This window comes from Flavobacterium sp. JAS, from assembly GCF_020991455.1.
Lineage (GTDB): Bacteria > Bacteroidota > Bacteroidia > Flavobacteriales > Flavobacteriaceae > Flavobacterium.
Window position 1 is genome coordinate 19,613 of record NZ_JAJMOX010000008.1, and the last position, 14,738, is coordinate 34,350.

11 protein-coding genes are annotated in these 14,738 nt (G+C 34.2%); 8 read left to right on the top strand and 3 right to left on the bottom strand.

Annotated features, from left to right (window positions below):
• The first annotated feature begins 293 nt into the window (after positions 1 to 293).
• Positions 294 to 1,055 carry a phosphatase PAP2 family protein gene (locus tag LPB88_RS12775; protein ID WP_230716078.1) on the top strand — a complete coding sequence of 254 codons (762 nt, stop codon included), beginning with the start codon at positions 294 to 296 and terminating at the stop codon, positions 1,053 to 1,055.
• Between the two features lie 84 nt (positions 1,056 to 1,139).
• Here the strand turns inward: LPB88_RS12775 and LPB88_RS12780 are convergent, their stop codons facing one another.
• The gene (locus LPB88_RS12780; protein WP_089352123.1) at positions 1,140 to 1,913 is read right to left on the bottom strand and encodes a LexA family transcriptional regulator; all 774 of its coding nucleotides are present in this window, start codon (positions 1,911 to 1,913) and stop codon (positions 1,140 to 1,142) included.
• An 83-nt stretch (positions 1,914 to 1,996) separates the two neighbouring features.
• On the opposite strand from LPB88_RS12780, the gene dinB reads away from it, so the two are divergent.
• From dinB to LPB88_RS12805, 5 genes are all read left to right on the top strand, one after another.
• Entirely contained in the window at positions 1,997 to 3,178 is a 1,182-nt protein-coding gene (gene dinB, locus LPB88_RS12785) for a DNA polymerase IV (protein WP_230716080.1), read from the top strand.
• A gap of 4 nt (positions 3,179 to 3,182) precedes the next feature.
• Complete coding sequence (locus tag LPB88_RS12790; RefSeq protein WP_230716081.1) at positions 3,183 to 6,242, top strand: DNA polymerase III subunit alpha; 3,060 nt, start codon at positions 3,183 to 3,185, stop codon at positions 6,240 to 6,242.
• Positions 6,243 to 6,317: 75 nt separating this feature from the next.
• Positions 6,318 to 7,697, top strand: a complete 1,380-nt coding sequence (locus LPB88_RS12795) for an exonuclease domain-containing protein (RefSeq protein ID WP_230716082.1) — start codon at positions 6,318 to 6,320, stop codon at positions 7,695 to 7,697.
• A 25-nt stretch (positions 7,698 to 7,722) separates the two neighbouring features.
• Positions 7,723 to 8,349 carry an alpha-ketoglutarate-dependent dioxygenase AlkB gene (locus LPB88_RS12800; protein WP_230716083.1) on the top strand — a complete coding sequence of 209 codons (627 nt, stop codon included), beginning with the start codon at positions 7,723 to 7,725 and terminating at the stop codon, positions 8,347 to 8,349.
• A 154-nt stretch (positions 8,350 to 8,503) separates the two neighbouring features.
• Complete coding sequence (locus LPB88_RS12805) at positions 8,504 to 8,965, top strand: DUF1810 domain-containing protein (protein ID WP_230716084.1); 462 nt, start codon at positions 8,504 to 8,506, stop codon at positions 8,963 to 8,965.
• A 263-nt stretch (positions 8,966 to 9,228) separates the two neighbouring features.
• Here the strand turns inward: LPB88_RS12805 and LPB88_RS12810 are convergent, their stop codons facing one another.
• Complete coding sequence (locus LPB88_RS12810) at positions 9,229 to 10,641, bottom strand: APC family permease (RefSeq protein WP_230716085.1); 1,413 nt, start codon at positions 10,639 to 10,641, stop codon at positions 9,229 to 9,231.
• Positions 10,642 to 11,264: 623 nt separating this feature from the next.
• Here LPB88_RS12810 and LPB88_RS12815 point away from each other — a divergent pair.
• Together LPB88_RS12815 and LPB88_RS12820 are read left to right on the top strand one after the other, a co-directional pair.
• Positions 11,265 to 12,689: a HAMP domain-containing sensor histidine kinase gene (locus tag LPB88_RS12815; RefSeq protein WP_230716086.1), complete on the top strand. Its 1,425-nt coding sequence runs from the start codon at positions 11,265 to 11,267 to the stop codon at positions 12,687 to 12,689.
• A complete protein-coding gene (locus tag LPB88_RS12820; RefSeq protein WP_230716087.1) occupies positions 12,679 to 13,065 on the top strand; it encodes a response regulator in 387 nt (128 codons plus the stop codon). Before LPB88_RS12815 ends, LPB88_RS12820 begins: the two co-directional genes overlap by 11 nt.
• Before the next feature lie 8 nt (positions 13,066 to 13,073).
• Here the strand turns inward: LPB88_RS12820 and LPB88_RS12825 are convergent, their stop codons facing one another.
• Positions 13,074 to 14,522 (bottom strand): LysM peptidoglycan-binding domain-containing protein, encoded by a 1,449-nt coding sequence (locus LPB88_RS12825; RefSeq protein ID WP_230716088.1) that lies wholly within the window; start codon positions 14,520 to 14,522, stop codon positions 13,074 to 13,076.
• Between the last annotated feature and the right edge of the window lie 216 nt (positions 14,523 to 14,738).

Here is a 14,738-nt window from a genome sequence, read left to right on the forward strand (position 1 = left end):
AAGAGTATATTTGAAGAGATTAAATATTTGGTAGAAATATTTTTACACACAATATATTTGAAATTACCATTTTCATTTCTATTGTCCGTCTGAGCGAAGTCGAAGGACTTTATAGTATTAAAGATCTTCGACTTCGCTCAGAGTGACACTTAAAAACAATATAATATTTAGCCAATCTTAATCCAACTATCTCATTTAAAGCTAAGAAATTAATATTCGCTTAAGGTTAGATTAAGCCCAAAATAGTTAATTTGAACATACGTTATTATTGCAACTTATAACAATAACAAAAGATGTTTTACAAAACGATTTCTCTGGTGTTTTTATTTGTTTTTTTGAGTGCCAATGCACAACAAAACGACTCCATAACAAAAATTGACAGTACTTCACATAACCTGAAATTCAATTACAAACAATTAATTATTCCGGGGGTATTAATTGGATATGGGGTTATTGGCATTGAAAGCGATCAACTTCTGAGTTTCAACCATCAAATCAAAGATGAAGTTACCGAAGATATTGACGACAAAATCACTATTGATGATTTCTCTCAATATGCACCTGCAGCATCCGTTTATGCTTTGAATGCTTTTGGTGTAAAAGGCAAAAATAATATGCGTGATCGTTCTGTAATTTTTGTGACCTCGTATGTTATTATGGCTTCGACTGTTTTGGGTTTAAAATCACTCGTACATGAAGAACGTCCCGACGGAAGTTCTAACAATTCATTTCCTTCCGGTCACACAGCCACTGCTTTTGCCGGAGCCGAATTTTTATGGCAGGAATACAAAGACAAATCTATTTGGTACGGAATTGCAGGTTATGCCGTAGCAACAGGAACCGGGCTTTTTAGAATTTACAACAATCGTCATTGGCTAACAGATGTTGCTGCCGGAGCCGGAATCGGGATTTTGAGTACTAAATTGGCGTATTGGATGAATCCATATATCACCAAAAAACTTTTTAAATCGTCTTCTGAAAACAAATCAACTTCTATGGTAATGCCTTTTTATAACGGGCAGCAATATGGATTGGGTTTTGTGAAGGTGTTTTAAAGTTTTTTTGCCACGAATTCACGAATTATTTTAAATCAAAATTAGTGAATTCGTGACAAAAATCCTTTTAATCTGTGGCAAAAATTATGTATTCGAAGTATTATTCTTAATCTCCATTACTTCTCTTTTTACCTCCAAAAGTAAATCTTTCATGCTTTGCGATTCGGTTGCTTCGTGGCGTTTATCACTGCGTCCGATGCTGCATTCGTATTCCCAGATTTCAAGAATATCAGATGCTTTCACTTCATAATTCGGATAAAATCGATTATCTGATTCCAGAACCAAAGCATTCTTTTTATTCTTATTCAAACGCTTATAAACCATTCCTTCATTTTTGGTAATCAGGATATATGTTTTACCATCCATCACCTCTCCCAGCCTTTCTACATAACGACCAATAATAATAGATCCGTCTTCATGTGGTGGCATCGAATCTCCTTCTACAGGGAAACCTCTATGTTTACCTGGTCCTAAAAACGGAAGAGAAACTTGTTGTAAACTCTCAATATATTCCGGATCGGCATATCCGTTTAGATATCCTGCTTTTGCTTTTTGAGATACAATTTCGATATAATTCTCCCCAAAACTATCTACCTGTATCGGCAGAATAAGTCGGTTACCCTCTAACTTTATCAAGTTTTCAATGTTTATCTTTCGTATATCGACAGACAATAATAAATCGATACTCATGTGAAAATATAAAGCAATCTGCTTTAAAATATCATATGGTGCTTCGGAAGTTCCATCTTCATATTTAACGTATCTTCCTCGGGTAATTCTAAGGTTTTCAGCTAATTTCTCCTGAGATATTTTATGCTTAACCCTCAATGCTCTGATGTTATCTGAAAATAAGGACATAATTAATTTGTTATAATTTGGAACAGCAAATATACTAAAAATTGTTATCATCTGTACTAATTTTGTTGTACAAAAATGAAGAAATGGCAAGGGCAATTGTACACATGGATTTAGACACCTTTTTCGTATCCTGCGAAAGGCTAACCAACTCACAATTAGAAGGAATACCTCTAATTATTGGTGGTGGTGATCGTGGTGTTGTGGCCTCTTGTTCGTATGAAGCCAGACGCTTTGGAGTACGTTCTGCGATGCCTATCTATATGGCGATGAAACTTTGTCCACAAGCCAAAATTATAAAAGGCGATATGGAATTATACTCTCAATTATCACATAATGTTACGCAGGTCATTCAGGAAAAAGCGCCGATTATGGAAAAAGCCAGTATCGACGAATTTTATCTTGATATTACCGGAATGGACCGTTTTCACGGAAGTTATAAATGGACTGATGAATTGGCAAAATCAGTCATTAGAGAAACCGGACTTCCTATTAGTTTTTCGTTATCCATCAATAAAACCGTTTCTAAAATCGCGACTGGCGAAGGCAAACCAAAAGGCAATTTAGAAATTCCAGAAAATGATGTACAAGCTTTTTTAAATCCGCTATCGATTCAAAAAATACCAATGGTTGGAAGTGTAACTTTTCAGCTTTTATCTAGAATTGGCATTCGAACCATACAAACTTTATCTGAAATGCCTGCCGAAGTATTGCAACGCATGATTGGTAAAAACGGCTTGGATATCTGGAAAAAAGCCAACGGAATCGATAACACACCTGTTGAACCTTATACCGAAAGAAAATCTATTTCTACCGAAACTACTTTTTCTCAGGATACAATTGACATTGAAAAACTCAAAAGAATACTTGTTGGAATGGTCGAAAAACTGGCTTTCCAACTTCGGTCTGAACAATGGTTAACTTCAACAATTACGGTTAAAATACGTTACGCCAATTTTGATACCGAAACTAAACAATGTAAAATCTCTTATACCTCGGCAGATCATATTTTGACCAAAAATGTAATGGAACTTTTTGATAAAGTTTATCAGCGTCGTATGCGATTGCGTTTGATTGGTATTCGCTTTAGCGGATTGGTTCGTGGTACGTATCAAATAGATCTTTTTGAGGATACTCAGGAAATGTTGTCGCTTTATGCCGCAATGGACCGAATGAAAAGCCGTTACGGTTTTGACGCTGTTATGCGTTGCGCCGGAGCCCATTTTAAACCAAATAACAAAGACGAAATTTTAAAACGTATTAAATAAAATCATGTATCTCAATTGTCATTCATACCATTCTCTGCGTTACGGCACGATTTCTCTTGATGATCTCATCAAGCAGGCAATTTCTTGTGGTATAAAAGCAATGGCACTTACAGATATTAATACCGTTACCGGAATTTATGATTTTATAAGAAAATGTGATGAAAAAGGAATTAAACCTTTGGTTGGAATAGAATTTCGTTGCAATCATCAATTTCGATATATTGGTTTGGCTAAAAATGCAGACGGACTTGGCGAAATGAATCGGTTTTTAACGGATCATAATTTCAGCGGAGAACCTTTGCCGTTAATTGCTCCGGAATTCAAGTCGGTTTTTATTATCTATACTTTAGAAAATGCTCCTGCAGTACTTCGTGAAAATGAATTTATCGGAATCCGGTCAGATGAAATCTCTAAGCTTTTTACTTCGGAACATAATAATAAGATAGATAAAATGGTTGTGTTTCAACCGGTGACTTTTAGCAATAAAAGAGAATTTAATCTGCATAAAATTCTTCGTGCCATTGATACTAATATTATTTTATCAAAATTAACAGAAGCTGATTATTGCAGAACTTCTGAAAAAATGTTGCCTTTAGAATCGCTTTTACCTTTTTATGAAAAGTATCCTGAAATTATAACCAATACTCAGCAAATAATCGATTCTTGCAATTTTGAATATGATTTTAAAACACCAAAAAACAAGAAACATTTTACTGAAAATCGCGAAAGTGATATCGCATTACTAACTGAATTAGCCCATAAAGGCTTGGTTTGGCGTTATGGCGAAAATCACGAACAGGCAAAAGCACGTATAGAAAAAGAACTAAAAGTAATTGATGAATTACAATTCAGTGGCTATTTTTTAATCACCTGGGACATTGTTCAATATAGCAACAGTCAGGGATTCATGCACATTGGCCGAGGCAGCGGTGCTAATAGTATTATTGCATATTGTTTGGGAATTACCGATATCTGCCCGATAGAACTTGATTTATATTTTGAGCGTTTTTTGAATTTAAATCGAAAAAGTCCTCCCGATTTTGATATCGATTGGAGTTGGAAAGAACGCAATACCATTTTAGAATATATCTTTAATAAATATGGTCGTGATCATGTTGCTTTTTGCGGAACCAACGTTGAATTTAAATACCGATCTATCTTTCGTGAAGTCGGAAAAGTATTTGGTCTTCCTAAAGAAGAATTAGATATGCTGGCCAAAAACCCAATGGCGTTGCACGAAACCAATTCTATTGTAAAATTCGTTCAGGAATATGGTATGATGCTCGAAAAATACCCAAATCAGCGTAGTATGCACGCTTGCGGAATTATCATTTCTGAAGAACCTATTACCAATTATACGCCGTTGGAAATGCCTCCAAAAGGATTTCCGATCGTGCTTTTTGATATGCATATTGCCGAAGAAATTGGTTTTGAAAAATTCGACATTTTGAGTCAGCGTGGTATTGGCCATATTGATGATAGCGTAAAATTGATTGAGAAAAATCGGGGTATTAAAGTCGATATTCGAGACACTTCTATTTCTAAAGATGAAGCGGTATGCAATATTTATTTGGCGCAAGGCCGAACTATTGGTTGTTTTTATATCGAAAGTCCGGCGATGCGCGGATTATTACGCCGACTCAATTGTGATAATTATAAAATTCTGGTTGCGGCTTCTTCAATTATTCGCCCAGGAGTTGCACAATCCGGAATGATGAAAGAATATATTTTTCGCCACAACAATCCAGATCAGTTTGAATATTTTCATGACGTTTTTAAAGAACATCTTGGCGAAACTTACGGCATTATGGTGTATCAGGAAGATGTTATTAAAATCGCCCAACATTACGGAGGTCTTCCTGCTGCTGACGGAGATATTTTGCGTCGCGCCATGTCCGGGAAAGGAAGGTCATTAGACGCTTTGCAAAAAGTAAAAGATAATTTCTTTGCTTCTTGTGCTCAAAAAGGACATCCCGAAGGGCTTAGTCAGGAAATTTACCGTCAGATTGAATCCTTTGCCGGGTTTTCATTTTGCAAGGCACACTCGGCTTCTTACGCCGTAGAAAGTTACCAAAGTTTGTATCTCAAGATTAATTATCCTGTGGAGTTTATGACGGCAGTAATCAACAATCAGGGCGGATTTTACAGGACCGAAGTTTATATACACGAAGCACGCATGTCTGGCGGAACAATCCTAAATCCTTGTGTAAATAAAAGCGGATATCATACTACCGTTTACGGAACCGATATTTATTTAGGTTTTATGCATTTGCAGAGTCTGGAATCCAAAACGGCTCATTTAATCGAATCAGAAAGAGAGAAAAATGGTGATTATCTTTCTTTAGAAGATTTTATTCAGCGCATTCCAATTGGAATTGAAAGCATGAAAATTTTGATTTTTATAGATGCTTTTCGCTTTACAGGAAAAACAAAAAATCAGCTTTTGGTTGTTGCAAGTTTGCTTCTAAACAATTTTAAACCCGAAAACAGAAGTTTAATGCTCATGCAGGAACCAGTTAAAGAATACAAGCTCCCTACGTTGGAACGTTCTTTATATGAAGATGCTTTTGATGAAATTGAATTGCTGAGCTTTCCTGTTTCCTGTACTGTTTTTGATCTCTTGCAAACCAAATATCGTGGAGATATTATGGCTAAGGATTTAGTGGTTCATCACAAAAAACAGGTTCGAATGCTGGCGTATTTAATCTCCAGAAAACACGTTCCTACTAAAAAAGGCGCAATGTATTTTGGAACCTGGATCGATCATGAAGGTTCTTATTTTGACACGGCCCATTTTCCGGATAGTCTTGCGCAGTATCCTTTTCAGGGAGGCGGATGTTATCTTTTGTTAGGAAATGTTGAAGTTGATTATCATTTCCCCACAATCACTATTACAAAAATGGCCAAAATGCCTTTTATTCCGGATCCGCGATATATGGATGCCAAAGATCAATTTAAAACACAACGTCAAATTAAGGAAGATGTCAGTCCTACACATCGTGCACCATATCCGCAAGGACACGAAATTAACTTGCCGAGACACCGAATGAAATTTCAAAATTAAAACCGTGATTTTAAAACCTATGCTTCTATGTGTTAAACTTTTAAATAACAAAAGAAGAATTTACGTTATATACAAATGAAAAAACAGGAATATGCTATAGTCGATATCGAAACCACAGGTGGAAACGCCAGTGGCAGCCGCATTACAGAAATTGCGATCATCATTCATGACGGAGAAAACGTGATTGAACGATATGAAACGCTTGTTAATCCGGAAAAAGAGATCCCAATTTCGATTTTTGCCCTGACTGGTATTAACAATGAAATGGTGGCTAATGCACCAATCTTTGATGATATTTCAGATAAAGTTTTGGAAATGCTTACTGATCGTGTTTTCGTTGCACATAATGTCAACTTTGATTATTCATTTGTTCGTCATCAACTCGAGCAAGCAGGTTTTAAATGGACGGCAAGAAAACTATGTACCGTTCGCGCGGCACGAAAAATCAGACCCGGTTTTGCATCATACAGTTTGGGTAAACTTTGCAATTCATTAGATATACCTTTAGAAAACCAGCATCGTGCTGGCGGAGATGCATCTGCTACGGCTATTTTATTTTCCCGATTACTCGAATGGGACGATGAAGGTCATATAGAACAAATGATCAAAAACACGTCACAAGATCAGCGTTTACCGCCAAATTTACCTCCTGAGGATTTTAATAATTTACCGGAAAAACCAGGCGTCTATTATTTTTATAACGAAGTTAAAAAGGTAATTTATGTTGGTAAAGCGATCAACCTAAAAAAACGCGTAGCTTCTCATTTTAGCGGACATAAAATCAATCCCCAAAGACAACATTTTCTGCGGGATATCTACAGTATTTCTTTTGAAGTCTGTGGTAACGAGTTAATGGCACTCCTATTAGAATGCACAGAAATCAAGCACCTTTGGCCAACCTACAATAGAGCATTAAAACGGTTTGAACCTAAATATGGCCTTTATCAATATGAAGCCCGCAACGGATACAAATATTTGGCAATTGGAAAACTCAATAAATTTCAGTCCTGTATTGAGCATTTCAGCAGTATACACGAAGGAACAAATATATTGCGGAGTTTGGCAGAACAATTTGAAATTGATTATAGATTTTGCAAATATTCAAGACCTGAAGAAGGAGAAATATTTCAAAATAATGATGTAAAAGAATTACCAGATGTTTCGCTGCACAATGAACAAGTCGACAATGCTATTGATTTTTTATTAAGCAACAGACCCACTTTTGCAATTATAGAAAAAGGAAGAACAGCACAAGAAAGAAGCTGTATCTGGATAGAAAATGGTCATTTTTATGGTATGGGATATATTCCACTAGATGTTGCAATTACTGATCCATCAGAAGTAAAAAATTATGCGACACCTTATAAAAGCAATCAATACATTGTGCAATTGATTTTTGCTTACGCAGAAAAAAATCCGCGTAAAGTTTTTTTCAACAAGAACTTATTAAAATAGAGCTATAAACTTAAAGTATTGACTTATGACACTATTTAGCGATACCGAATTATTTGCGACAGGTTTAAAAGGAAGAAAAATATTTGACCTCCCTGATGCAGAACTTATTTTGATTGATAACTTCTTTACCAAAGAAGAATCAGATCGTTTTTATGAAAAAATACTTCACCAAACTAAATGGAGAGAATATGAAATGGAAATGTATGATAAAGTTGTTACAGCTCCCAGAATGATTGCCTGGTACGAAGATAAAGATAATATTGGAGCAGATCAAAATGGCCCGGACTGGACTTATGAATTATTAACTATTAGAGGCCGTGTTGAAAGAGAAACTCAGCTTGAATTTAATAGTCTGTTGCTTAATTTATATCGAAACGGCAATGATGGTGTTGCGTGGCACAGCGATAAAGAGCATAATTCAGGACCAACCCCAATTATTGCTTCGGTGACTTTTGGAGAAACGAGAATGTTCAGATTACGTCATAAATTCCGTAAAGATATTCCGCAAGTTGAGATCCCTTTACATCACGGTTCTTTTTTATTAATGGCGGGTACAACCAATAGCTTCTGGCAACATCAGGTTCCTAAAACTGCCAAAAATGTATTACCCAGAATAAATTTAACCTTTAGAAGGACTAAACGAAGTGAATGATTATAAATGATTATAAATGACTATAAATGAGTTTATAACGACGAGGAAAATTCCTCCTCAAAAAGTTAAAATACTCAGTGTATGCACCTTTTATTAGGCAGACCCTATCTTTTTTACTATTTTTGCAACCTTTTTTTATATATACATTACCAAAATGGCTCACTCAAACAATGATTTATTGCGTTTCTTAGATGCGCAAAACAAACTTTATCTTACTGCTTTTTCTGAAATCAAAAAAGGTAAAAAGGAAACACACTGGATGTGGTTCATTTTTCCTCAGATTAAAGGATTAGGCATGAGCGATACTGCAAATTATTATGCCATTAACGATCTAAAAGAAGCAACCGAATATTTAGAACATCCTATTTTAGGAAAACACCTTATAGAGATTTCTGAGTTATTTTTGACTTTCAAAAGAAAATCAGCTGATGGAATTTTAGGCGATTTAGATGCACGTAAATTGCGTTCGTCTATGACGCTTTTCTCTTTGGTAGAAAATACAAATCCTGTATTTCAAGAAATACTAGAAGCTTTTTTCTCCGGAGAATTAGACCCTCTTACCTTGTCTATTATTAATTCAACTATAAAATCATCTGTTGAAACTGAATTGGTGTAATTTACACAAACAGCTTTTTTAGATTATTTAAATTAAAAGACACTACGTTTTTTGCTTTTGCAAATTAGTAGTGTCTTTTTTTTTATGCTTTGCAGTTTTTGCCACTAAGGCACAAAGGCTCTAAGTTTTTTTTTGCACGCAGATCTCGCAGATTTGGCAGATTTATTTTAATTTCTTTAATCTATGCTAAAATTATTTCATAAAAAATGCCTTGCTATAAACAAGGCATTTTTTATGAAATAAACTTAGAAACTTAATTAAAACTAAGACTCTTTCGGTTTTGTTAAGTAATATACCGGGATTCCTGTTAGCATAATTAATACTCCCCAGCCACAAGTTGAGAATTTTGTTATTAATAATGACACACAAATTGCCGCTGCAATCACGATATACAACATTGGTAAAAATGGATATCCAAAGGCTTTATAAGGTCTTTCGAGATCAGGCATTTTTTTACGTAAGATGAAGATTCCGTAGATTGTAAGTATGTAAAAAATCAATACAATGATGATTACAAAATCTAATAAATCTCCATATTTACCCGTCAAACACAAAGCCGAAGCCCAAATACATTGCGCCCAAAGTGCCCATGCCGGAACACCTGATTCGTTTAAAACAGCTGCTTTTTTAAAGAACAAACCATCTTGTGCCATTGTATAATAAACTCGTGCTCCAGCCATAATTAATCCGTTGTTGCAGGCAAAAGTCGAAATCATAATCATAATTGCAATGATTAACGTCCCGATGTCTCCAAAAATATAATCTGAAGCCACAACTGCTACCCTATCTGATTTTGCCGTCGCAATTTCGTTTAACGGAACTACCGCCAAATACATCAAATTTGTCAAGACATAAATAATCGTCACAATAAAAGTTCCTAAAAACAAACTGAAGCCTACATTTCGTTTTGGGTTTTTAATTTCTCCAGCTATAAAAGTCACACCATTCCAAGCATCACTTGAGAATAACGATCCAACCATTGCAGCAGAAATCCCGGTAATCAAAGCTTTTCCGCTAATTGGTAACCATGAACCATTCTCTGCATTATAGGAACGCGGCGTCCAGGCATCTGTCCAGTTGGCATCCCAAATCGAAGCTTTTGCTGCTAATGTTAATCCAAAGACAATTAGCCCCAACAATGATAATATTTTAATAATCGTAAGAACGGTCTGAAGAATTTTTCCGTTTTTCACGCCACGACTGTTAATAAAAGTCAGTAAAACGATCGTAACAATAGAGACTAACTGCGCGGCATTGAGTTTAAAAGAACCCAACTCATAAAGTATATTTTCATCACTTAATGGCTCATAAAGATAAGCAGCGAATTTCGAGAACGCTACACCAACGGCAGCAATAGTTCCGGTTTGAATTACGGCGAAAAAACTCCAACCGTATAAAAATGCGATCAGTTTATTGTAGGCTTCTTTAAGATATACATATTGCCCTCCGGCTTTTGGGAACATCGCACTCAGTTCGCCATAACTTACTGCGGCTATAATAGTAATCAATCCTGAGATTAGCCAAATTAACGTTAACCATCCGGCAGATCCTACTTGTCTGGCGATATCAGCACTTACAATAAATATCCCGGATCCAATCATAGAACCCACAACAAGCATGGTTCCGTCTAATAATCCGAGTTCTCTTTTAAAATTTTCCTGGTCGTTTTCTTGCATTTTTTTGGTTTTTGGGTTGGTTAAAGATATACTTTTTTCTGAAATTTTATAACTCTAATTCTTAGATTACAACTAGTTCATTGTATTCTAATTCAGCAACCAGATCTAAATAAGCGAAATCGATATAATTAAAATACTGTGCAATGTATTCTTATTTTTTAAACGTCAGAAAAATTTTCAGTCAACAAAAACAGCATCTCTTTAAAATGCCATTTTTAACAGGCTAGTCAAGTTAAACAAAAAACAGTCAATTCTCAATAATATTAATTTTATTAAAAATTTAGTTTAAAGACAAAAGTCATTGAATTTTGATTAAAAAAGAGCAATAACAAACAGACAAACATAAAATCAACTTATTAAAAATCAATATTTTAACTATTAAAAATAAAATATAAAATATTTTAACAAGAAAAAATAGACCATCCGTTAAACTCTACCTTTTTTTTACTAAATTTGATATTGGAGTTAATCGCCCTTAAAATATCAAACATTTCATTAACATTTGTTTACCATTTAATCATAAAAAAAATCTCTGTAAAAGATTATAAAAACAGAAAAAAAATGCTTACAAAGCAACCTTTGCAAGACAGAAAATTAATTATCAACCTACAAATTCAAAAATCATGTCTAAGGTCCATTTTTTCAAAAAAAAACGATTCCCAAATGTTTTTATACTTTTAGTAATTGTATTTATTTCTTGTGCACTACTAATTTGCATTAATTTTTTTACGATAAAAATTCTATCTGCTAACAGAGCTTATGTTAATGGCGAATCACATTACTCAAAAGGGCAAAAAGATGCTTCCCGACATCTTATAACATATCTTTTTACCAAAGACAAAAATCAATGGAAGTTATATCTGGAAGAAATAAAAGTTCCTCAAGGAGATGGTATTGCACGTGAAACGCTTTTAAAAGCCGGAGACAACCAAGTAGCCCGAAAGGCACTGCTTGTAGGCAGAAATCATCAGGAGGATCTGGATGATATAATTTGGTTATTTGTAAACTTCAGACAGATTTCCTTTTTATCAAAAGCAATAAATGAATGGGGACAGGGAGATAAACTAATCTCTCAATTATATGTTATTGGCGAACAAATAAATACTAAAATAAATCACAACATCTTAACTGTTGCCGATCAAAAAAAATTCCTTCAGGAAATTGGCACCTTAAGCGATAAACTCACAATCAACGAACGAAATTTCTCGAATACACTGGGTGAAGGAACCCGAAAAATAAAATATCTCCTTACTATTTTTAATGTTATTTTCATCCTGATCATTGTTTGCAGTGTTTGTCTTTATTATTCTATAATGGTAAAAAGAATACTAGTTTCCAAAAAAGAAATCGAAGCTAAAAATGAGAACCTAATTGTTGTTAATCACGAACTGGATCGTTTTGTTTATAGCGCTTCACATGATTTAAGATCTCCCATAACTTCCTTAAAAGGATTAATCGAAATCACACAATTAGAGGATGATATTAAGCAAATAAAAGGCTACCTGAATTTAATGCATCAAAGCCTTGCTAAACAGGATCAGTTTATTAGTGATATTATTGATTACTCAAAAAACAAACGAAAAGAAATCGTAATAGAACCTGTTAGCCTGCAAGAGTTGTTCAATGAAGCCATCTCTCAATTAATGAATATTGAAAACGCAAATAGAATAATTTTTAAACAAGAATTATTAGTAGATCAGGTTCAAAGCGATAGTTTACGTTTAAAAATCATTATCAGCAATTTACTTTCTAATGCTATAAAATATGCAGACAATGATAAAAAAGAAATGTGTGTCTCTATAAAAACCTACATGGATGAAGGCTTTAACAAAATTGAGGTTACCGACAACGGAATTGGCATCAATGATGAATTTAAAGACCATATTTTTCAAATGTATTATGGTACCAATAAAAACAAAGGATCAGGCTTAGGTCTTTATATCGTAAAAGAAGCCGTAGAGAACATCAAAGGAAGTATTTCTGTGTTTTCAGAAAGTAATATTGGCAGTAAATTTATTGTAGCAATACCAAACTCGTATGGAATTTAAATCTTTATTTTTGTTAATTGATGATAACCTAATCGACCAGCTTGTTACAAAACAATTGCTAAAAAAGATACTTGGTATTGAACAAGTGGTTATTGCAAATAACGGAAAAGAAGGACTTCAATGGCTTAACAATAATAAAAGGAACAATCAACCACTTATTATTCTACTAGATATTCAAATGCCAATTATGAATGGTTTTGAGTTTCTGGAAGAGTTTCACAAACTTAGTAAAGAAGCAAAACAAGGAATTCAAATTTATGTACTCTCGTCAACTTTAGATCCTGATGAGATCAAACTAATAGAGGAAAATCCGTATGTAACTGATTTTTTAAATAAACCTTTTCCAATTGAGGAATTGAAAAATAAACTTTCGTAGACAGAAGATTATTGTAAAACGCGATTTACTTGCGAGAAGGTTCTTCCGTAGTAAGGCTCTCTAGTAGAAGAAATCATTACTCCGCCATGTGTAGACGAGTGAACAAATTTAATTTCTCCATCCAGCACTTCAACCACCATTCCGACATGATTGATTTGACGCCTTCCATTAGTTTTAAAGAAAATCAAGTCACCTTTTTGAGCTTCTTCTGAATTGACTTTGAAACCAATTCGAGATTGCTCGATGGAACTTCTTGGAAGCTTAATGTCAAAATTATTAAAAGTACAGATCATTAATCCTGAACAATCAAAACCTGCTCTTGTAGTTCCACCCGATCGGTATCTTACTCCAATATTCTCTGTTGCATTTACAATCAATTGATTAACTAAATCCGAATGATTACTTACTCTTACAACTGTTGACGAATCTCTTTTAACTTCTAAATTTTCTGCAACCTGAACTGGAGAACCTAAAGTATCTTTTGCAACCAGTGCAACTTTTGAAGCTTGTAGAGTTTCCGCTTTTTCTTTTGAAGTACGGATTGTTAATACGTAACCAATTGGCAATTTCCCTTTTATAAACGGATTTTGCCGCTCTAATTCTGCAACTGTTATTCCGTATTTTTTTGCAATTGCATATTTTGTTTCTTTAGGTAAAACCTCAACAACAACTTCAACATCTGATGTTGAAGGAATAACTTCCGGTTTTCCTGCTTCTGTAATCTGACCAGTATTTTCTGAAGTGACAACAGCCTTTTCTGCAACCTGGGTTTGAGATGTAATAGATGCATCTTTTATTTGCTGATCGGCTTTTTCTTTTGAGGTTTTAATTTTTAAAAGATAGCCAACGGATAATTTTCTCTTAATAGATGGATTTTGTCGTTCCAGTTCTGCAACTGTAATTCCATATTTTTTGGCAATAATATATTTTGTTTCTTTTGGTTTTACCTCAACAACAACTTCTACATCTGTTGAAGAAAGTATTTTCTGATCTTCTGTTTTCTGGTTTTTACTTGCATTGTCTATTGAAACAATAGCTTTAGAAGGAATATTAAGCTTCTGCCCTATTTTCAGATCATCACTTTCTAATGTAGGATTTGCGTTTTTTAGATCTTCAACAGATATATTATATTTTTTTGAGATTACCCAAAGATTTTCTTTTTCTTGTACTTCGTGCAGATTTGAATTTGAAATTACCGCAGGAGTTGTATTGGCAATAGTTTCAGTTTTTTTTGTAGTACCCTTTTTATTGTTATTCGGGATTAATAGAACCGAATTTAACTTTAGGACTTTAGGAGCATCAGGATTTGCCTCTGCAATATCTTTTGGTTTTACTCCATATTTCTTAGCAATTACAGTAAGGTTTTCTCCTTTTGAAATGGTGTGTTTGATGTATTTTTCCTGAGAAAAAGCACCGACACTGAAAAAAAACAATACTATTATTAACCTGAAAACCATTATCTATTGAAATTTACTTTATTTACGACTCTCCTTGTGAGATCGAGATTTCTCTAATTTTAAACTCAAAAACAGCAATTATATTACTGATAAGGCGAATTTAACTTTTTAAAGTAAAAAAAACGCATTTTTTAACAACTAATTTGGTCGAAATTAACAGAATCAGCATAGAAATTGAGTTAACATTTTGAAACAGTACGTTTTATAGAAATGACT

Coding starts and splice junctions, on each gene's coding strand:
- LPB88_RS12775 (WP_230716078.1), top strand. CDS start 294: ATGTTTTACAAAACGATTTCTCTGGTGTTTTTATTTGTTTTTTTGAGT.
- LPB88_RS12780 (WP_089352123.1), bottom strand. CDS start 1,913: ATGTCCTTATTTTCAGATAACATCAGAGCATTGAGGGTTAAGCATAAA.
- dinB (WP_230716080.1), top strand. CDS start 1,997: ATGGCAAGGGCAATTGTACACATGGATTTAGACACCTTTTTCGTATCC.
- LPB88_RS12790 (WP_230716081.1), top strand. CDS start 3,183: ATGTATCTCAATTGTCATTCATACCATTCTCTGCGTTACGGCACGATT.
- LPB88_RS12795 (WP_230716082.1), top strand. CDS start 6,318: ATGAAAAAACAGGAATATGCTATAGTCGATATCGAAACCACAGGTGGA.
- LPB88_RS12800 (WP_230716083.1), top strand. CDS start 7,723: ATGACACTATTTAGCGATACCGAATTATTTGCGACAGGTTTAAAAGGA.
- LPB88_RS12805 (WP_230716084.1), top strand. CDS start 8,504: ATGGCTCACTCAAACAATGATTTATTGCGTTTCTTAGATGCGCAAAAC.
- LPB88_RS12810 (WP_230716085.1), bottom strand. CDS start 10,641: ATGCAAGAAAACGACCAGGAAAATTTTAAAAGAGAACTCGGATTATTA.
- LPB88_RS12815 (WP_230716086.1), top strand. CDS start 11,265: ATGTCTAAGGTCCATTTTTTCAAAAAAAAACGATTCCCAAATGTTTTT.
- LPB88_RS12820 (WP_230716087.1), top strand. CDS start 12,679: ATGGAATTTAAATCTTTATTTTTGTTAATTGATGATAACCTAATCGAC.
- LPB88_RS12825 (WP_230716088.1), bottom strand. CDS start 14,522: ATGGTTTTCAGGTTAATAATAGTATTGTTTTTTTTCAGTGTCGGTGCT.